Origin of the sequence: Micromonospora sp. NPDC005291, assembly GCF_040607415.1 — a bacterium.
Lineage (GTDB): Bacteria > Actinomycetota > Actinomycetes > Mycobacteriales > Micromonosporaceae > Micromonospora.
Genome location: NZ_JBEXGR010000006.1, coordinates 17705 through 36198, shown reverse-complemented (window position 1 = coordinate 36198; position 18494 = coordinate 17705). Strand labels below are relative to the sequence as shown.

20 protein-coding genes are annotated in these 18494 nt (G+C 70.0%); 5 read left to right on the top strand and 15 right to left on the bottom strand.

The genetic code is table 11. The features are described 5' to 3' along the window. The first annotated feature begins 2 nt into the window (after nucleotides 1–2). Nucleotides 3–1019, top strand: a complete 1017-nt coding sequence (locus ABZT18_RS10640) for a methyltransferase (RefSeq protein WP_355251084.1) — start codon at nucleotides 3–5, stop codon at nucleotides 1017–1019. Nucleotides 1020–1101: 82 nt separating this feature from the next. Here ABZT18_RS10640 and ABZT18_RS10635 read toward each other — a convergent pair whose 3' ends face one another. Beyond that, on the bottom strand, nucleotides 1102–1953 hold the full coding sequence (locus tag ABZT18_RS10635; protein WP_354994356.1) for an alpha/beta hydrolase: 852 nt from the start codon (nucleotides 1951–1953) through the stop codon (nucleotides 1102–1104). A gap of 168 nt (nucleotides 1954–2121) precedes the next feature. Between ABZT18_RS10635 and ABZT18_RS10630 the strand changes: the two genes are divergently transcribed. From ABZT18_RS10630 to ABZT18_RS10620, 3 genes are read left to right on the top strand one after another with little or no spacing between them, the layout of a single operon-like run. Next, nucleotides 2122–2442: a hypothetical protein gene (locus ABZT18_RS10630; protein WP_355251082.1), complete on the top strand. Its 321-nt coding sequence runs from the start codon at nucleotides 2122–2124 to the stop codon at nucleotides 2440–2442. After that, nucleotides 2436–2729 (top strand): hypothetical protein, encoded by a 294-nt coding sequence (locus ABZT18_RS10625; RefSeq protein WP_355251080.1) that lies wholly within the window; start codon nucleotides 2436–2438, stop codon nucleotides 2727–2729. Before ABZT18_RS10630 ends, ABZT18_RS10625 begins: the two co-directional genes overlap by 7 nt. A gap of 60 nt (nucleotides 2730–2789) precedes the next feature. Further along, a complete protein-coding gene (locus ABZT18_RS10620; protein ID WP_355251077.1) occupies nucleotides 2790–3668 on the top strand; it encodes a metallophosphoesterase in 879 nt (292 codons plus the stop codon). Here the strand turns inward: ABZT18_RS10620 and ABZT18_RS10615 are convergent. The 6 genes from ABZT18_RS10615 to ABZT18_RS10590 all read right to left on the bottom strand — a co-directional run bounded on the left by ABZT18_RS10615 (nucleotide 3658) and on the right by ABZT18_RS10590 (nucleotide 10277). Further along, nucleotides 3658–4047, bottom strand: coding sequence for a hypothetical protein (locus ABZT18_RS10615; protein WP_355251074.1), 390 nt, complete (start codon nucleotides 4045–4047; stop codon nucleotides 3658–3660). The two genes, ABZT18_RS10620 and ABZT18_RS10615, sit on opposite strands and share 11 nt — an antisense overlap. Continuing rightward, nucleotides 4035–4403: a hypothetical protein gene (locus tag ABZT18_RS10610; RefSeq protein WP_354994361.1), complete on the bottom strand. Its 369-nt coding sequence runs from the start codon at nucleotides 4401–4403 to the stop codon at nucleotides 4035–4037. Before ABZT18_RS10610 ends, ABZT18_RS10615 begins: the two co-directional genes overlap by 13 nt. Before the next feature lie 243 nt (nucleotides 4404–4646). Beyond that, the gene (locus ABZT18_RS10605) at nucleotides 4647–5129 is read right to left on the bottom strand and encodes a hypothetical protein (RefSeq protein WP_354994362.1); all 483 of its coding nucleotides are present in this window, start codon (nucleotides 5127–5129) and stop codon (nucleotides 4647–4649) included. A gap of 309 nt (nucleotides 5130–5438) precedes the next feature. Next, a complete protein-coding gene (locus tag ABZT18_RS10600; protein ID WP_355251071.1) occupies nucleotides 5439–5642 on the bottom strand; it encodes a hypothetical protein in 204 nt (67 codons plus the stop codon). A gap of 180 nt (nucleotides 5643–5822) precedes the next feature. Then, nucleotides 5823–8210, bottom strand: coding sequence for a discoidin domain-containing protein (locus ABZT18_RS10595; protein WP_355251068.1), 2388 nt, complete (start codon nucleotides 8208–8210; stop codon nucleotides 5823–5825). A gap of 192 nt (nucleotides 8211–8402) precedes the next feature. Further along, nucleotides 8403–10277, bottom strand: a complete 1875-nt coding sequence (locus tag ABZT18_RS10590; protein ID WP_355251065.1) for an adenylyl cyclase — start codon at nucleotides 10275–10277, stop codon at nucleotides 8403–8405. A 282-nt stretch (nucleotides 10278–10559) separates the two neighbouring features. On the opposite strand from ABZT18_RS10590, the gene ABZT18_RS10585 reads away from it, so the two are divergent. Further along, on the top strand, nucleotides 10560–13592 hold the full coding sequence (locus tag ABZT18_RS10585; protein ID WP_355251062.1) for a BTAD domain-containing putative transcriptional regulator: 3033 nt from the start codon (nucleotides 10560–10562) through the stop codon (nucleotides 13590–13592). A 7-nt stretch (nucleotides 13593–13599) separates the two neighbouring features. Here the strand turns inward: ABZT18_RS10585 and ABZT18_RS10580 are convergent, their stop codons facing one another. From ABZT18_RS10580 to ABZT18_RS10545, 8 genes are all read right to left on the bottom strand, one after another. Continuing rightward, nucleotides 13600–14193, bottom strand: a complete 594-nt coding sequence (locus tag ABZT18_RS10580; RefSeq protein WP_354994367.1) for a dihydrofolate reductase family protein — start codon at nucleotides 14191–14193, stop codon at nucleotides 13600–13602. Between the two features lie 44 nt (nucleotides 14194–14237). Further along, the gene (locus ABZT18_RS10575; protein WP_355251059.1) at nucleotides 14238–14780 is read right to left on the bottom strand and encodes a hypothetical protein; all 543 of its coding nucleotides are present in this window, start codon (nucleotides 14778–14780) and stop codon (nucleotides 14238–14240) included. Nucleotides 14781–14797: 17 nt separating this feature from the next. Then, entirely contained in the window at nucleotides 14798–14932 is a 135-nt protein-coding gene (locus ABZT18_RS10570; protein WP_355251056.1) for a hypothetical protein, read from the bottom strand. Between the two features lie 109 nt (nucleotides 14933–15041). After that, nucleotides 15042–15311 carry a prolyl oligopeptidase family serine peptidase gene (locus ABZT18_RS10565; protein WP_355251053.1) on the bottom strand — a complete coding sequence of 90 codons (270 nt, stop codon included), beginning with the start codon at nucleotides 15309–15311 and terminating at the stop codon, nucleotides 15042–15044. 246 nt (nucleotides 15312–15557) lie between these two features. Further along, nucleotides 15558–16934 (bottom strand): cellulase family glycosylhydrolase, encoded by a 1377-nt coding sequence (locus ABZT18_RS10560; protein WP_355251050.1) that lies wholly within the window; start codon nucleotides 16932–16934, stop codon nucleotides 15558–15560. A gap of 155 nt (nucleotides 16935–17089) precedes the next feature. Further along, nucleotides 17090–17572, bottom strand: a complete 483-nt coding sequence (locus tag ABZT18_RS10555) for an SRPBCC family protein (RefSeq protein ID WP_355251047.1) — start codon at nucleotides 17570–17572, stop codon at nucleotides 17090–17092. Further along, a complete protein-coding gene (locus ABZT18_RS10550; protein ID WP_355251044.1) occupies nucleotides 17569–17919 on the bottom strand; it encodes a metalloregulator ArsR/SmtB family transcription factor in 351 nt (116 codons plus the stop codon). The genes ABZT18_RS10555 and ABZT18_RS10550 overlap by 4 nt, the downstream gene beginning before the upstream one ends. Before the next feature lie 59 nt (nucleotides 17920–17978). Next, the gene (locus ABZT18_RS10545; protein ID WP_354994374.1) at nucleotides 17979–18416 is read right to left on the bottom strand and encodes a GNAT family N-acetyltransferase; all 438 of its coding nucleotides are present in this window, start codon (nucleotides 18414–18416) and stop codon (nucleotides 17979–17981) included. Between the last annotated feature and the right edge of the window lie 78 nt (nucleotides 18417–18494).

Below are 18494 nucleotides of genomic sequence, written 5' to 3'. Positions count from 1 at the left end.
CCATGATCACCCCGACTCCCCTCATGCGCCTGGTGGCCGGCGTGTGGGGGTTCAAGACCCTCGCGGTCGGCGTCGAGCTCGGCCTGTTCACCCGGCTGGCCGGCGGGCGGACGATGACCGTCGAGGAGGCCGCCGTCGAGTTCGGGCTGGCCGACCGGCCCGCTGACCTGCTGCTGGCCGCGAGTGCCTCGCTCGGCCTGCTGGAGAAGGCCGGCGACGGATACCGCAACTCCGAGTTGGCCGAACAGTTCCTGGTCGAGGGGAGCCCGTACTACTTCGGGGCCCAGGTCCGCTACTCCGACCTGCGCACCTACCTGCCCTGGCACCGCATCGGCGAGGCTCTACGCACCGACCGGCCGCTGACCTGGGACCCGCAGGCCCAGCAGTCGATGTTCGACACCGCCGACCCGGACATGCTGGCCCAGTTCTGGGACGCCATGTACTCCACGTCCAGCTTCACCGCCAGCGCCTTGGCCGACGCATACGACTTCTCCGCGCATCGCCGGTTGCTCGACGTAGGCGGCGGGGCCGGCGCGTTCCCGATCGAGCTCTGCCGTCGCCTGCCCGATCTGCGGGCGACCGTCCTGGACCTCCCGCACGTCTGCGTCCGGGCACAGGAGCGGATCGCGGAGGCCGGCCTGACCGGGCGGATCGACGCGGTGGGCGGCGACTTCCTCGCCGACCCGGCGTTGCCGGACGGGCATGACGTCATCCTGCTGAGCATGATCCTGCACGACTGGGACGAGCCGACGAACCGGGCGCTGCTGGCCCGCTGCCACGCGGCGTTGCCGCCCGGTGGGGCGATCGTCGTCTGCGAGCTGCTGCTCAACGACGAGCGCACCGGGCCGCCCGAGGCGGCGCTGATGGGCATGAACATGCTGGTGGAGACCGAGGGCGGCCGGAACTACTCGGGCGCCGAGTACGCAGCCTGGCTCACCGACGCCGGCTTCGTCGACGTCCGCACGGTGCCGTTCGACGCTCCCGGCGCCAACGGTGCGGTCGTGGCCCGCCGGCCCTGACCGCCGACGACACCCGGCCCAGGAAGGGCCGGGTGTCGCAGCGTCCTCGCAACGCTGGTGTCCGATCGGCTACCGGTCCGGGTCAGGCGCGAGCCTTGGCCGGCTGCTTCATGAAGTCCATGATCGCCTTGTTGACCTCGTCGGCGTGCGTCCACGGGATACCGTGGGGCGCGCCCTTGAGCGTGATGAGCTGACCGGTTGGCATCATCGGCCCGAGCCGCTGACCGGTCACCGGGTACGGCAGCACCCGGTCCTGGTCACCCTGCACGATCAACACCGGGATGTCGATCTTCGGCAGGTCCGGGCGGAAGTCTTCCTGCCAGGCGTTCACACTGTCGTGGGTGGCCTTACCGGAGGCCATCGCGCCGATCTGCCAGTGCGCCCGGTACGCCTCCTCGCTGACCCGCTTGCCCATGTTCTGATCCGGGTTGAAGAACGCGTCGCAGAACGACGTCAGGTAGGCGAAGCGGTCCTTGATGATGGCGTCCTGGAAGCCCTTGAACAGGCTCGTGTCGACGCCCTCCGGGTTGTCCTTGGCCTTCGCCAGCATCGGTTGCAGCGGGCTGAGCAGCACGGCTCGGCTGACCCGTCGCGAGCCGTAGTTGGCCAGGTAGCGGACCACCTCGCCGGTGCCCATCGAGTGACCGATCAGGGTCACCTCGTTCAGGTCCAGCTCGGTCATCAGCACGTCCAGGTCGGCCGCGAACGTGTTGTAGTCGTACCCGAAGGCCGGCTGGGCGGAGTTGCCGTTACCGCGCCGGTCGTAGGTGATCGTCCGGTATCCGGCGTTGAGCAGCGCGGTGGTCTCCTTCTCCCAGGTCGCGCCGTTGAACGGGAAACCGTGGATCAGCACCACCGGCTTACCGGAACCGTGATCCTCGTAGTACAGGTCGACGGGCGCGGAGTTTTCCGTTCCCACGGTGATGAAAGGCATGTCGTCTCCTGCTCCGGTCTCGGGCTGTCGGACGTCAGCGCGCTTTCCCGCCCGGTCGACGGATATGCGGACCACCGGAAGCACCTCCGGGGCCAGCTCACCCATCGACATCTATCAACCCCATCGGTACGCTCGCCGGTAGAAAGTTTCGGCGTACGGGAGGTGGGCATGCCTCGACGAATGCACGCGAGGGTCGCCGCGTTGGCCATCGGAGCAGCCACGGTCGCGCTGGGCGCCACGCCGGCCCACGCCGACCCGGTGGTGCCACGGCACGCCATCGTGGTCTGCCAGAGCGCCAGCTTCTACGCGAACTACGACTCCGCTCGCGGGCCTACCGGCCTCAAACGCACTCTGACCTACGGCAACAAGATCGGCCACACCCCGGGCGCGCACCCGGTCTACAACGGGTGGGCGGCCTCGTTCGACTTCGGCCCCAACGACTGGGGCTACCTGCGCGCCGAGTGCATCGGCGGGTACGACTCATGGTGACCCGACGGCGCACCCGGGCAATCGCCGGCCTGCTCGCCGGGATCGTCGCCGCGACAGTCGCCCTGCCAGCCCCCGCCCGGGCCGCCAACGGCACGATCGGCCAACGGGAGACGGTGTGCGCAAGTGATCTGTTCGTCCGCACCCAGCCCAACGGCGCCTGGATGGGCACCCTCTACCAGGGTCAGACGTTCCTGGTCGAGGGTCCCCGCAGCGGCGGCTACGTCTACGGCTTCGCCTACGGGCACATCAACCGGCGCGGCTGGGTGCAGGACGGCTGGTTCTGCTGACCGTGCCCGCTGGCGGGACAGGGGTGTCCTAATCGGGCCGGGACGGCCTAACCTCGGGTGGTGAGCCTTCCGCCCCGACTGCGGGCTGTCAGCGACCTGCACGTCGGGCACCCACAGAACCGCGCGTTCGTCCAGGAGCTACACCCGGACAACGACGGCGACTGGCTGCTCGTCGCCGGGGATGTCGCCGACCGGTTCGCCGACATCGAGTGGGCGCTCGGGCTGCTGAGCAGTCGGTTCGCACGCGTCGTCTGGGCGCCGGGCAACCACGAGCTGTGGACGCCACCCGGCGACCCGGTCACGTTGCGCGGCGAGGAGCGCTACCGCGAGCTGGTCCGGCTGTGCCGGCGGTTGGGGGTCGTCACCCCGGAGGATCCGTACCCGGTGTGGGACGGCGACGGCGGGCCCGCCCTGATCGCCCCGCTCTTCGTGCTCTACGACTACACGTTCCGGGTCCCGGAGGCGCGCACCCGGCAGGAGTCGCTCGACCTGGCGTACGCGGCCGGGGTGGTGTGCACGGACGAGGCGCTGCTGCACCCCGACCCCCACCCGAGCCGGGAGGCGTGGTGCGCGGCCCGGGTGGCCGAGACCGAACGCCGGCTGGCCGAGCGCGATCCGGCGCTGCCGACCGTGCTGGTCAACCACTACCCGCTGGTGCGGGCACCCACCGACGTCCTGCGGTACCCGCTGTTCGCCCAGTGGTGCGGCACCGTGCGCACCAGCGACTGGCACCTGCGTTTCGGTGCGGCCACCGTGGTGTACGGACACCTGCACATCCCCCGCACCACATTCCACGACGGGGTGCGTTTCGAGGAGGTCTCCCTCGGCTATCCACGCGAGTGGAGGCGGCGTGGGCCGGTGCCCCGCCCGATCCGCACCATCCGCCCAGCCGACGACGTACACCGCCGGCTCTCCCATCAGCCGCCGGTCAGCGGGTGAGGCCGACCAACGTGGCCAGCCGCGCCACGCCGGCCGGCGCCGGCTGAGCGCGCGCAACGTCGGCGATCACGGTACGCGCCAACGGCCGACACCGAACCTCAGCCGGCGCGACACTGTCCGCGTCAACCAGCGCGCGGGCCGCCCCACGCAGATCACCTACCTGGAGGTACGCCCGAGCGACGTCGACCAGGTACGCACCCCGATACTCGGCCGGTAGTCGCCGCCACCCCTCCCGCCGCACCACTGTCGAGTGCCTTCGTAGCGCCTCGGCGGCGTCACCCCGTTGCGCCGCCACCAGCACCCGCGCCAGCTCAACGGCGATCAGCCCCTCGTAGCCAGCCGACCTGCAAGGTGACTGACCCGCGTCTAAGCGATCCATATTGCGCGAGCCAGCTTCCGCTGCACCACCCGCAGGAGCTTGATCGTCTCCTCATCGGAGATGCCAGTGGTGATCGACCAGTCGCAGCCAGAACCGAGTACGTCGCTTGCGAAGACGATCTCAAGGGACAGCAGCGCCTTTCGCCACTGCGAACTCGTCAGCGGCCCTCCGGAATCCAGCACCTCCCGCAGTCTGCGTCCCTCGCCTTGCCACAGGTCCTCCTTGTTGTCGAAACCCATAGCCCGGGCGAGATCATCCGTTGGACTCGCGGGTCCGCCCCACTCACCAAGCCCGCGGCGCAACAGGAATCGCTCGTCCGAGGTGAGGTCGACCGCTACAACGTCAGAGGCGCTCATGACCACGATCTTGACCTACAGCCCCTCCCGAGGTTCACCCCGGCAGGGCAAATTCAGGAACCGCCCCGCATCGTGACCGGCGCAACCGTCACCCCACCAGCCGTCGCTACCACCTTGGAGCCTGGTCCCGATCATTTCGAAGTGGCACTCCCCGGCCGAGGTCGCAGCGATCCTCGGCTACGGCTTGGCGTCCGTCCCGATCGTCACCAAGTTCGTCACCCACCCGGGTTGCAAGATCCTTCGTCAGTCATCCTGGGTGACGGTGAAGGGCGCGTAACCCTCCCCCACCTCCGTCACGTCAAGGTCGCTGAAGACGAGAGTGATGGCGTGAGCGTTCGTCGCGAACCGGACCTCGTGAAAGGGAATGCCGATCTTGTCGGCCCACGACCGCGCACGTTCGGAGTCGGCCACTACCTTCGCACCTGGATAGAGCGGCTGCCAGCGCACTGCCCACACGAAGCCGTCCAGCTCAGGACCGGTCTCCCTGTCGGTCAGTCGCTCGTCGAGTGAGCAACGCCAGGTATCGGGACTCACCGCCGTTTGCACCTCGGCGGCGACGCAGTACTTGAAGAGGTAGCGGAGGTGGACGGGCGGGATGCCGGTACGCGGGTCTGTGGTGACGTAGACGATGACTTCGTAGTCGCGAATGTAGTCGGTGTACCCGTGGTACACGATCGCGCCGTCGAAGATGTCGTCCAACGCCTGGCTGAGCTGCGCGATCTCCACGCCCCGTTTTACCACCCGCCGGAATCCTGGTCCTGGCGGGGCGGTCGCGCACTCTTAGTTTAGAAATCGGATTGATCTACACGTCGGGAGGCCGTACTGGCTGGCTGAGCAACACGGAACGTCGGAGTTGACGCCATCGACGTACGGGGGCGTTGTCCGGTGTTGACCGCCGTATCGGGCACGAGACGGGCAGGGCCGTATTCATGGGCGAGGCGAGCGGACCCATCGACATCGACATCGACATCGACATCGACGAGCCTAAGATCAGCGGTTGGGTCAACATGTCCGGGGGAAGTCCGGCGTCTTTGCTCACTCCTCAGGCTTACCGCTCGCAGGTCCGGTGTAGCTCTGGGCGAGAAGGTGACCCTCAAGGACGGTGTACAGGGCGCTGCTTTCGTCCACGTAGAGGCGCCGCTCCCCGCCGCCGGCCTTGGCGGCAACGTAGTGGATGCGGCCAGACTCGCCGCTCTGACGCCATGCCCTAAGGATGACGCGGTCAGGGATATGAGGCATGGCACTCCTCCTTGCGCTACGAGGTTCGCCTTCTATCCCAGGGGTCCAGCGAGGCGGTGTCAACCACCCGCACGCCGGGAGATCAGGGCCAGGATGACGTGGACCTTGGCGAGGCGCGGGTTGCGCCTCCGTCGCTATGGGTGGCCGCCGGTCGGCGTCCGGCGGCCGCCCCACGCTCGGTCAGCTGGCGTAGACCTCCAGGGTCGACAACTGCCCAGCCGGCCAGCCGGTGTTGCCGGTGACGGTGATCCGCACGTAGCGGGCCTGCGCGGCGGTGAACGTGAGCGTCACCTGGTTGCCGGTCGCCGGGTCGAAGGTCCGCTGTGCCGATCCGACCAGCGTGCTGAAGCTGCCCCCGTCGACGCTGCCCTGCACGGATAGGGTCTGCGTCCGACTCCCCCAGGCCGATGACGGAGGCAGCTTCAGCACCACCCGTCCGACCGTGCGCGAGGCACCAAGGTCGACCTGGACCCACTGCGGGAACGCGCTGTTGGCGCTCTCCCAGTAGCTGTTCGGGTCACCGTCGACCGCGTTGCCCGATGCGTAGCTCTGGACGTGGCTGCTCTCGCTGGTGGGCCGACCCCGGGCGAGGTCCGCGGTGGCCGGGGCGTCCGTGGTGGCGGTGACCGCGTTGGACGCGCTGGAGGTGTTGCCGGCGGCGTCGCGGGCGGTGACCGTGAAGGTGTACGCGGTGGACGGGCTGAGCCCGCTCACGGTCGCCGTGGTGCCCGTGACGGTGGCGACCACTGTGCCGCCCTGGCGTACCTGGTAACCGGTCACTCCGGTGTCGTCGGTGGAGGCCGTCCAGGACAGGGACACGCTGGTCGACGTCCTGCCGGTCACCGTGAGGCCGCTCGGGGCGGTCGGCGGGTTGTCCGGTGCGGTGGTCCCGGCGTACACCTCGACCTGGGCGAGTTGCGCGGCCGGCCAGCCGGTGTTGCCGCCGATGCTGAGGCGGACGTAGCGGGCCGTGGTGGTCGGCAGCGTGCGGGTGATGGTGTTGCCGGTGGCCGGGTCGAAGGCGAATCCGGCGGCCGGGCTGATGGTGTTGAAGCTGCCGCCGTCGACGCTGCCCTGCACGGTGATCGTCTGGGTACGCGCGCCCCAGCCGGCGGGGACCCGCAGCACGAGTCGGTTGATCTGGTGGCTGGCGCCGAGGTCGACCTGCCACCACTGGGGGAACGCGCCGTTGGCGCTCTCCCAGTAGCTGCCGACGTTCGAGTCCACCGCGTTGCCCGACGGGAACCCGCCGCCCTGGCTGCTCGCCGAGGTGGGTCGACCGGCGGCCAGGTTGCCGCCGGTCGGGGGCGGGGTGCCAACCGTCGGTGGCGTCGGGCGTACGGCGGTGAGGGCGAGCTGCCCCTTGAGCATCCGGCCGCCGTCGGCGGTGATCCGCAGGTAGTAGTCGGAGGAGCAGGCGACACCGTCCTCGTCCAACGCACGGATGTTCGCGCCGGCCGGGGTGGTGGCCTGGGTCTCGGACGTCTTGGCGATCTGGTTGCCCTCGTTGTACTCGTCGTACATGGACACGTACAGGCCCTGGGAGCCGAGCCGGACCATGTTGTAGATGTGCCGCCAGTAGAAGTCGCCGTGCTTGCGGTGCCCTCCGGCGAGGTCGCCAGGCATTATGCAGGGCAGGTAGTCGATGCCGCGTGCCGCGCAGTCGGCCATGTCACCGACGTTGACGTTGTTGTAGTAGGAGTCCAGCTCCTCCACGGTCCTGGCCCGGTAGACCATCCACGGCGAGATCGCGTTGAACGCGTGGTAGACGTCGAGGAAGCCGGGGCGGGAGTCCTCGATGCCCTGCCGCCACCAGGTGGGCACGCCACCGATGACGTAACAGCCCTGGGCCTTGAACCAGTTGATGACCTCCAGGCAGGGCCCGGGGGTGAAGGGCCGGCTCGGCTCGCTGAAGCCGAAACCCCAGATGCAGACGACCGGTTTGCCGTTCTGCCGGGCGTACGCGGAGGACGCGGTGTGCGCCGCCATCTTCGTGTTCCAGTCGGTCTTGATCTCCGACTGGAAGGTCAGCCAGTCGGTGACGTCGTACATGATGTAGAACTTGCGGTTGTAACGCTCGGCGGCGGAGCGCACCTTCTGTGCCATCGCGTCGCGGGTCGGGCCCTCGTCGCCCATCGGGTTGAACCGTTGCAGCGCGGCGGTGTCGCAGCCGTACTCCTGCATCCACCGGAAGTGGGTGTCCACCGTCTGCTGGTCGTAGGAGGAGAAGAGGGTGGCCGGCGAGCCGTTGCCCAGGTTGGGGTACGCGGTGGGATAGGTGCGCGTGTACTCGCGCATGTCCGGCCAGGACACGATTGTGGTGTTGGCCGGTGAGGGCGGCTGGAACCGGTCGCGGCCCCAGTGCCACCACCCGCCGATCGGAGCCCCGTCGCCGGGGGCGCTGAACCAGCCCTGGTAGCCGACCGTCACCTTGCCGACCACGTCCCCAGGGGGACTGGCGGCGTGTGCGGGGCTGGCCACGGTGGTGAGCAGCTCGGTGGTGGAGGTGGCGGCGAGGGCGGACCCCGCCAGCACCGATGTGACGAACCTGCGGCGGGAGACCGCCATGACGACCACTCCTTCGGGACGGAAGGCATTGACGGTCATCGTGGCAGCAGCGAATGCCGACTCGCAAGAGTTCGACTAATCAATGGAATAAATTGTCAAGCTGCCGAAAAGATGGGTGTGGGCGTCGACCTTGACGAAACCGGACGGGGCCGGAGCCTTGTGGCTCCGGCCCCGTCGGTACGCCCGAGATCGCTACGGAGTCGGGTACTGCGTGAGGTAGACCGGCACCCCGACCTTGGTCATGTCAGCCGCGTCGCCGACGCCGTTGACCACGTGGTCGATCGTGCCGGCGCTGAGGTTGACGGTCATGATGTGGTGCAGCTTCACGCCCGGCCTGTTCGGGACCTCGAAGCCGTTCTCCGTGTGGATGGACGGGTTGTTCTGGTTGAAGACGTAGACACCGCCGCCGTACAGGGTGTGGTGGCGCACCCGGTCGCCCACCTTGTAGCCGGCCCAGCCCTCGACCTTGCCGTTCATCCAGTCGGCCTGCGTCGGCGGGTCGTACGGCAACTCGTTCTGGTAGAGGATCGTGGTGCCGTGCTCGCCGTTCCAGACCGTGTTGTAGCGCTGGAAGTGCTCGACGAACAGGCCGGTGGCGGTCACGTGGTCGCCGTTGATGACGGCGCCGTAGCGACCGGTGTTGGTGCGCCAGCGGTCGGTGTCACCGTTGACGCCCTCGGTGAAGCCCTCGACGCCGTGGTCGCCGCGCCACACCCAGGTGTGGTCGATGAGCACGTTGTCGCTGTTGACCTCCAGCGCGGTGTTCGTCCGGCCGATGTGCGGGCCGCCGACCCGGAAGTACACGTCGGACAGAGTGGTCGGGTTGGCCGCGCTGCTGGCGTTGTGCCCGTGCTGCCGCCCCACCCGCAGCAGGACCGGCGACTCGACGGTGCCGGCGTCGATCGTGACGCCGGCGACGACCACGCCGGGGACACCGGCGACGTCCAGCGGGATGGCGCCGTTCACCGCGGTGAGAGTGGCGTGCCCGATGCCGAGCACCACCGTGTTGGGGCGGCGGATCTCGATGCTGCGCGCGATGTCGTACGTGCCGGGGGTGAGCAGCAGGTGCTTGCCTCGCGCGAGTTGGCTGTTGATGACGCGCACCGAGTCGGACGGCTTCGCGATGAAGAAGTCGCCGATCCCGATGGTCCGCCCCGGCGTCATGCCGTCGGCCCAGGAGACGCCCCGGCTGTCACGTTGCGCCGCGGGCACCCGCACGTTGTAGCGGCCCTTGCCGTCGACGTACAGGTACGGCTTCTCCCGGCTCAGCGGGGTGGTCTCCAGGGTGGTGTACGGCGGGTCGGGGAAGGTGGCGTCGTCCGGCGCGCCCTCGACCCCCGCGAACACCTGGTTCCACACGGCGTTGGACCAGCCCGCGACCTCGCTGTTGCGGGTCAGCCACTGCTGCTGGGATCCGTTGGTGGTGGCCGGCAGCCGGGAGTCGGCGATGAAGCCGCCGCTGGCGAACTGGGGGCCGGCGGTGCAGTAGTCCATCAGCGACAGGCCGCCGCCGTTGATGTTCAGCCGGCGCATCGACACCGCCTGGGACACCGCCCAGAAGTTCGCCGTCGACCGACAGCCGTCCTGGCCTGCCGCGTTGATGGTGAGCGAGAGGTTGGACAGGGTGCGCCAGAAGTTGACCAGCGCGATGCAGTTGCCGGTCCCGCCGTCGGCCAGGCAGCGGTTGTAGACCTCGAGCTTGCCGTTGACGCTGACGTCGGTGGGCGAGGCGCCCAGACCGGACACCTCGGTGTAGTAGCCGACCTTGGCCTGCAACGGCTGCTCGGCCGTGCCGTACGTGCCCGGCTTGAACAGGTAGGCGTGCCGCTCGGTGCCCATCTCGTTGTCGACCTGCCGGGCGTGCGCCGCGTCGAGGGTCTGCTGGATCTCGCTGATCGGCATGCCCGGGTCGAAGATCGTGACGTTGGGTCCGAAGTCCGGGGCCCCATGCGTCGGCCGACCGGCGCTGGCGGCGGTGCTGGTCATCGTGACGGCGGTGGTCAGCACCAGAGCGAGAATGAGGGTGCGGCCGGATCGCCGGCGCACCTGTCGGGGCTGGGTTGTCATGCGGTTAGTCCTCTCCGGGCCGGATCGTGCTCCCGGCACAGCTGGGGCGTGAGAGCGCTCTCTGATCCCTCCGACCGGTGGTTGGGGCCGGTCGAAGGGGTTGGCATGTTTCTACCTGGTAAATCGGCCGCACGCTATGACCGGGGACGGCGAACTTCACGGCCGGCGGGCGGGAATGGACGGTCGGCCGTCCAGGACCTCGTCGATCGGAGCCAGCCAGCCGGTGCCTCGGCGCGCTCACGGTCGACTTCAGGTCACCGCCGCGCCGCTAGGATGACCGCCGTGCAGTTCGGGGTGCTCGGGCCGCTCGCCGTCACCACGGACGCCGGCGAGCCGGTGGTGGTGCCCGGCACGAAGGTACGGGCGTTGCTGGCCGACCTGCTGACCAACCGCAACCAGGTGGTCTCGGCTGACCGCCTCATCGACGATCTGTGGGGTGAGGACTCCCCCGCCAACCCCGCCGGCGCCCTGCAGGTGCGGGTGTCCCAGTTGCGCAAGGCACTCAACGACGCCGAGTCCGGCGCCCGCGAGCTGGTCGAGTCGCGGCCACCCGGCTACCTGCTGCGGGCCGACGCGGTCGACGCCGACCGGTTCGCCGAACTGGCCCGCTGCACCGACGTCGAGCGACTGACCGAGGCCCTCGCGTTGTGGCGCGGCGAGACGTACGCCGACGTGGCTGACGCCGAGTTCGTCCGGGCGGAGGCGACCCGCCTCGGCGAGCAGCGCCTTGCCGTGCACGAACGGCTGGCCGAGGCACGGCTGGCCCGGGGTGAGCACGATCTGGTCGCCGCCGACCTGGCCGAACTGGTCGCCCGGCATCCGCTGCGCGAAGGGCTGCGGGCAGTGCAGCTCCGCGCGCTGTACGCGGCAGGCCGCCAGTCCGAGGCGCTGGACAGCTACGCCGACCTGCGTGACCGGCTCGCCGATGAGCTGGGCCTCGACCCCGGCCCGGAGCTGGTCGCCCTGCAGCGCAGGATCCTCGAACAGGACGCCGGCCTCAGCGCGTCGCCCAAGGGCGCGATCATCCGCAACGGCCTGCCGGCACAGCTCGACGAGCTGGTCGGGCGAGCTGAGGCGCTGGCCGAGCTGCGGGCGCTGCTGCCCCGGCAGCGGCTGGTCACGCTGGTCGGGCCGGGTGGCGTCGGCAAGACCCGGCTGGCCACCGAGACGGCCCGTACGCAGTCCTTTCCGGACGGCGTTCAGCTGGTCGAGTTGGCCCCGCTGCCGACCGGCGACGCACGCGTCGCCGAGCAGGTGCTCGGCGCACTGGGCACCTACGAGGCTGCCGGCACGAGTCTGTCCCCCGCCGACCGGGTGGTCACGGCCCTGCGGCACCGGCATCTGCTGCTCGTGCTGGACAACTGCGAACACGTGATCGAGCCGGTCGCCGAGCTGGTCGCCCGGCTGCTGCGGGATGCGCCCGGGGTGAGCGTGCTGGCCACCAGCAGGGAGCCGCTCGGGCTGACCGGTGAACTGCTCTGGCAGGTACCCCCACTGCCCGTGCCGGACGACGGTGACCTGGACGCGGTCCGGCGCTCGGCGGCGGCCCGGTTGTTCGCCGCCCGCGCCGCCGCGCAGCAGCGCGGTTTCCGCCTCGACGCGCGGACCGCACCCGCGGTGGCCCAGCTCTGCCGCCGCCTCGACGGCCTGCCGCTGGCGTTGGAACTGGCCGCGACCCGGGTTCGCGCCCTGGGCCTGCGGGGAGTGGTGGACCGCCTCGACGACCGGTTCCGGCTGCTCACCACCTCACAACGGGACGTGCCAGCCCGGCAGCGCACGCTGACCGCGGTGATCGGCTGGAGTTGGGACCTGCTGGACGAGACCGACCGGGCAGTGCTCGCCCGACTGGCGGTGTTCCGGGACGGCTGCACCCCGGAGGCCGCCGAGCACGTCTGCCGCACCGACCTGGACACCCTCGCTCGGCTGGTGGACCGGTCGCTGGTGGTGCTCGACGACTCCGGCGCCGGGCCGCGCTACCGGCTGCTCGAATCGGTCGCCGCGTTCTGCCTGGACCGCCTGACCGACGCCGACGACGTACGCACACGGCACGCCGCCTACTACACCGAGCTGGCCGAACGCGCCGACCCCGGGCTGCGCGGGGCAGACCAGCATCGGTGGCTGGCACAACTGGACGCCGAGACGGCAAACCTGCGATCGGCCCTGTCGCACGGTGGCGGGTTGCGCTTGGCGGTCGCCCTGAGCTGGTACTGGCACCTGCGCGGCCGGCTCACCGAGGCACGGCGAGCCCTGGCCGTGCCCGGTGATCCGGAGCAGGAGACCCGCGCGGCCCCCTGGCGGATCGGCTTCGCCCTGTCGCAGGGCGAGGCGGTCGCACCCGACGACGTACGCGCCGCGGTGGCCGCCGCCCCGGACGGCCACGCCGCCTGGTTCGCGGCCAACGCGGTGATCGAGCACGGCGACCTGGCCCTGGCGTCGGAGCTGCTGCCCACCGCCGTCGTCGACCCGTGGACCGAAGCCGCGGTGCTCACCTCCCTGGCCCACATCGCACACGCCAACGGTGACCAGGCCACCCTGGAGCGCACCGCGACGCGCAGCGCCGCGCTGTTCGCCGACATCGGCGACCGGTGGGGCCGGCTTCGGGCGACCGAGTGGGTGGGTGGGCTGGCCGACATGCGCGGTGAACACGAGCGCGCCGCCGCCCTGCACCAGGAGGGGCTGCGCTGGGCCGAGGAGCTGGCGCTGTGGCCGCAGGTCTGCAGCAAACTGTCGTGGCTGGCCTGGCTCGCCGTGCAGACCCGCGACTACGCGCAGGGCCGGGAGCTGGCCGAGCGCGCCTACGGCCTGGCGGTGGAGCAGGGCGCCCCCAGTGCGCTGGTCTTCGCGGAGATGAGCCTCGGTATGGCCGCCCGCCGCGACGGCAAGCTCGACGTGGCCGTCGCCCACCTCACCCACCTCGCCGAACAGGGCCGCGGCGAGACACAGCCCGCGCTCTACCTGCCGATGATCCTGGTCGAGCTGGGCTACGCGGTCGAGCAGGGCGGCGACCCGGATGCCGCGTTGGCCCTGCACATCGAGGCGTTCGACGCCGCGGAGGCGATGGCGACCCCACGGGACGCGATCAACCCCCTGGAGGGGATGGCGGCGGCGGTGCGCTCCCCGGAGGTCGCCGCCCGGCTGCTGGGCACGGCGGCCGCCGCCCGGGTCGCCGCACAGGCCCCGGCCGCCCCGGCGGAACGCGACGACATTGACCGGGTGGCCGGACGCGTGCTGGCCGCCCTGGGGCGGGAGCACTTCGACGCGCTGGTCGCCGAGGGCGCGAAGCTGAGCCCGGGCGAGGCCCGGGCCCAGCTCTGATCGGTGGTCAGCCGGCCGTCTTCGGCCGGTACGAGGCGATGATCACGCCGTTCTTGTGCACCCGGGTGTCGATCAGCTCGAACGAGGCCTTGACGTCCGTCAGCGGCGTGGTCAGGCTGGCGCCGCCCTCCAGCACGGGGTGGATCCAGAACCGGACCTCGTCCACCAGGCCCGCCCGGACCAGCTGCGCGGTGACCGAGCCGTAGCCGTACTGGATGATGTCCTTGCCCTCCTGGGCCTTGAGCTTGGTGACCGCCTCGACCAGGTCGCCCTGGAGCACCTCCGTGTTGTTCCAGGTGGGGTTGGTCAGGGTGGTCGAGGCGACGTACTTCTTGACGTTGTTGAAGTACGCCGCGCCGGTGCTCGGGTCGCTCTCGTCCATGCTCGGCCAGGCGACCGACATGCCGTCGTAGGTGGCCCGACCCATCAGCATCGCGTCGGCGTCGTCCGTCTGTGAGCCGGCGAGGGCGGCGGCCTCCTCCTCGAAGTACGGCCCGGTCCACATGGGGTTCTCGATGACGCCGTCGAGGGTGATATAGGTCGAGTTGATGAGCTTGCGCATCGGGATCTCCTGGGTGTCGGTCGTGTTCTCCGGTGACATCCAGGACTCTGCCAACTCCCGCTTACGATTCGCTTCAGATGCCCTTACGCGTCCGCAACCGGGTCGGACAGCGGGATGGGCAGTGCCTGCGCGTCCGCCGTGCCGCCTCCGGTCGAGTGCGCCGGCGCGGGGCGTTCGCCGGTACGACTGTGCAACCGTCCGCGCCCCGCCGGCCCTGCACGCCGGGTCACCTCGACGGTCACCATCCGCACTGGCAGTGGCGGCGCGGTTAAACGCCCGACGCCCCACCGCACCCAGATCGGAATCCGACCGGCGTCCGCCTCCGCGCGTAGTTTCTGCACCGTCCGGGCCCGGTCGGTGTGGTCGACCTCCACCACCACCGGCGGGCCGTCGGGGCGGGCACACGCCACGTCGAGGACCGAGTGCCGCTGCGCCAGCGGCGGTGGCAACGGCAGCACGCTGGGCGCGCGCCGGTAGACCCGCCAGCCCTGGGCCTCGGCCCACCGCACCACCGAGTCGATCACCCGCGCGGTGACCTCGTCGGTGTCCAGGTCGACGAAGGTCAGGTCGGCCAGCCAGCGACCCAGCTCGGCGGCCAACCGCTCCCCCTGTGCCGTGACCTCCACCGGCGCAGGATATCGCCTCAGCCGAAAGGGCTCGCGGTCACGGCGAGGTGCCGGGTGAGCCAGGCGGTGGTGGCCGTACGAGCCGCCTCCTGGTTGGCGCGCGCCAGGAAGTCGTGCCCCTCGCCCACGAGCACCAGGTGTCCGTGGGGCACGTCCCGGGCCGCAGCGCCTGCGCCACCTGCGTCGACTCGCCGGCCGGCACGTTGGTGGCGTTGGCGCCGTGGATGAGCAGCACCGGCACGTCGAGCCGGTCGATGTGGGTCAGTGGCGCTGGCCGGGCCGGGCGACGCGGCTGTCGACCAGGAAGTCGGCGCAGGCCGCCACGTCGGCGATCGCGCCGTACCGGCCGGCGAGGGTGTCGGCGGCGACGAAGGATCGGCCGAACCCGGACGATCCCCGTACGTTGGGCGCGAAGACCGCGACACCCTGCGCGACGAGGGCCTGGAACAGCGGGTTGCAACCGGGACGCTCCTGCGCCTCCGGGCCACCGTGCGTGAGGCGCACGGCGGGGCTCGGCGGATCTTCGCGCATGTTGCATCTCGACCACCGGCGCCAGCGTCACGCTGATCGCCCCGCCCCCGCCCCCGCCGCGGTCCAAAGCGATATACCTCAGGGGCATTTATATGACTCACAGGCATAACGCCTACCGACGCGTTGCCCCTGCGAGGGCTGCCCGTGCGTGATCGACACGAGATCGGCGATGTCGGGGCATCCCGCCGACCTAGGCACCCCGACATCGCCGACCTGGAGTTGATCACAACCCGAGAAGGGCTCGGGTCACCTCATGTTCGCCACCACGAACGGCGCGTGGCCGTGCAGGTAGTTGGTCCACCCGCCGGTCACCGGCGCGCCGGGGCTGAGCAGGTTGGTGGTGTCGGTGCCGACGTCGAGCTTCCACGCCGTCCAGGAGATGCCGTTCGCCTTCATCCAGTCGATCCAGGACTGCGCCTCCGGCAGGCACGCCCGGCCGTCGAGGCCGCCATCGGCGTGGCTGGCACCCCACTCCGTGACGAACAGCGCCAGGCCCGCGCGGATCGCGGCGTCGCCCTTGGCGCGCAGCGACGCCCCGTGGGTGCACGAGTAGAAGTGCAGTGTGTACATCAGGTTGGTGCCGGCGACCGGGCTGGCCGCCGCGGCATCCACGTCCTGCGACCAGGTCGGGGTGCCGAGCACGACGATGTTGTCCGGGTCGGCGGCGCGGATCGCGGACACCACCGCCTGGTGGTACGGCTTGATGACGCTGGTCCAGCTCACCTGCAACGGCTCGTTGTAGGGCTCCCAGATGACGTTGGGCAGGTTGCCGTAACGGCGAGCCAGGTCACCGAAGAACGCCACCGCCTGGGACTGGTTGTTCTGCGCCTCGTGTGCGTGCCAGTCGACGATCACGTACACCCCGGCGGTGACCGCGTTGTTGATGATGGTCTCCACCTGCGTACGTGCCTTGACGGGGTCACTGAGGTAAGCGCCCGCCGGCTCCACGCCCATGGCCGCGCGGATCACCTGGAGGTTCCAGTTGTCCCGCATCCAGGTCAGCGCGGAGAGGTTCTCGGCGTACGGGGCGGTTTCCCAGTTGAGCCACATGCTGCTGATACCGCGCAACTGGACCCGCGCGCCGTTCTTGTCGCACATGGCGGTGCCGCAGACCCGTAGCTGCCCGTACCGCTCGACCGGGGTGCCGGAGGTCGGCGGCACCGTCGGAGTGGGGGTCGGGGTGGTGGGGGTGGGGGTGGGCCTCGGCGTGGTGGGGGTGGGCGTCGGAGGCGGGCCGCCTGCGCAGGACGCGCCGTTCACCGTGCAGTTCGCCGGGGTGCCGGAGCCGTTGACGAGGAAGCCGAACGAGGTCGAGGCGCCGGCGGCGAGTGTCCCGTTCCAGGACACGTTGGTGAAGGTGTAGTGGCTGCCGGAGGTCGCCTGCTGCACGTTCCACGACTGGCTGACGCTCGAGGAGGACGGCAGGTCGAACTCGACCCGCCAGCTGGTGATCTGTGTGGAGGTGTTGTTGGTGACGGTTACCTGGCCCTGATAGCCACTGCCCCAGCTGTTCGTCACGGAGAACACGGCGGTCGCCGCGCTGGCCGGTGTGGCGACCATCGCCACCACAGCGGCGAGCAGGCCGGCGACGGCCATAGCCGTGACAAATCTCAGTTTGCGCATGCTGAACCCGCTTCGGTCGATCGATGGCGATGGACTGAGGCGGGGCGGCGCCTACGGTCGAGCCTATCGATCATCGCCTATTCGACTCAAGGTCGGGCGGCTGATTTCCCGCTGGCCGGGAGCTGCACCGGCCCTGGTGGGGGGGCGGGCGGCGTTCAGCGCGCCTTCATGAGGTCGACCAGCTGGTCCAGCGCCGCGCCCCAGCCATGGTGGAAGCCCATCTCCTCGTGCGACTTCTTCGCCGACGCGTCGGGGTGGATGGCGATGGCGGTGTACTTCGTGCCCGCGCCGTCCGGCTCGATCCGGACCACCGCGGTGAACAGAAAGCCGTCCTCGGCGATCTGCGGACGGAAGCCGGGTCCAAGGCCGGAGGTGAAGACCAGCGTCGAGCCCTCGTCGGCCACCAGGATGCAGCCGCTGCTCGGGAATTCCTCGCCCTCGGGCGAGCGCATGGTCGTGTCGAACCTGCCGCCGGGACGCAGGTCGATCTCGCAGGCGACGGTCGACCAGGGCTTCGGGCTGAACCACTGCACGATTAACTCAGGCGTGGTCCAGGCCCGCCAGACCAGCTCGGGCGCCACGTCGACGGTGCGCTCCAGGACGAGGTCGAGGTCGGGGTTCACGGTGTAGGCGATCATCGCTGTTGCTCCTTCAGGTCGTAGAGAAGCGAATCGAGTTGGTCGAGACGTCGGGTCCACCGCGTGCGCTGCGCGGCGAGCCAGGTGTCGAGGTGTTCGAGCGGCTGGGGCGCGAGCCGGTAGGTGCGCACCCGGCCCTTCTTCTCGGACGTCACCAGGCCGGCGTGTTCGAGGACGTGCAGATGCTGGGTGAAGGACGGCAGTGCCATGTCGAACGGACGAGCCAGGTCGCTGGTCGTGGCCGGCCCCTCGGTGAGGCGCTCGATGACCTGGCGGCGCGTGGGGTCGGACAACGCGTGGAGCACACGGTCGAGTGCGCCGTCCTCCCCACCCACATGCTTAGGCATGTGCCTAACTATGCCGGCACACGTCACTTAGGTCAAGGCCTAAGTGAAAGTTGGGGCGGTCAGACCGCCCCCGACGCCCTACCGACCCGGGTGACGCCCATCGGCTTGGAACAGAGAACGTCGGGCTGCGGCACATACCCCAGCGCCTGCCAGAACCTGAGTGCCGCCGTGTCCTTCGGCAGGACCAGCAGGTTGACCCGCGGACAACCCAACGCCGCGAACCGTCCCTCCAGGTCGGCGACGAGCAGGGTGGCAAGACCCCGTCGGCGGTACGCCGGATCGACGGCCAGGCGCAGGATCATCCCGCGTCGGCCGTCATAGGTGCCCAGCACCACCCCTGCGACAGCCTGGTCAACCTCGGCGACCAGGAACAACTGCGGGTCACGCGTCAGTTTCGCCGTCAGCTCGGCGCGGGGCAGCACGTCGCGACCCGTCGCCGTCCACAGTGCCGCGACGCGCTCGTAGTCCGGCCAACCGAACTCACGAACGCGAATCATGTCGTAGCCCCCTGCCAGTCGCGAGACGGCGAGAGTAGTCGACGCAGCCGACGCTACTGGGCCGGGACGCTGCGTCCG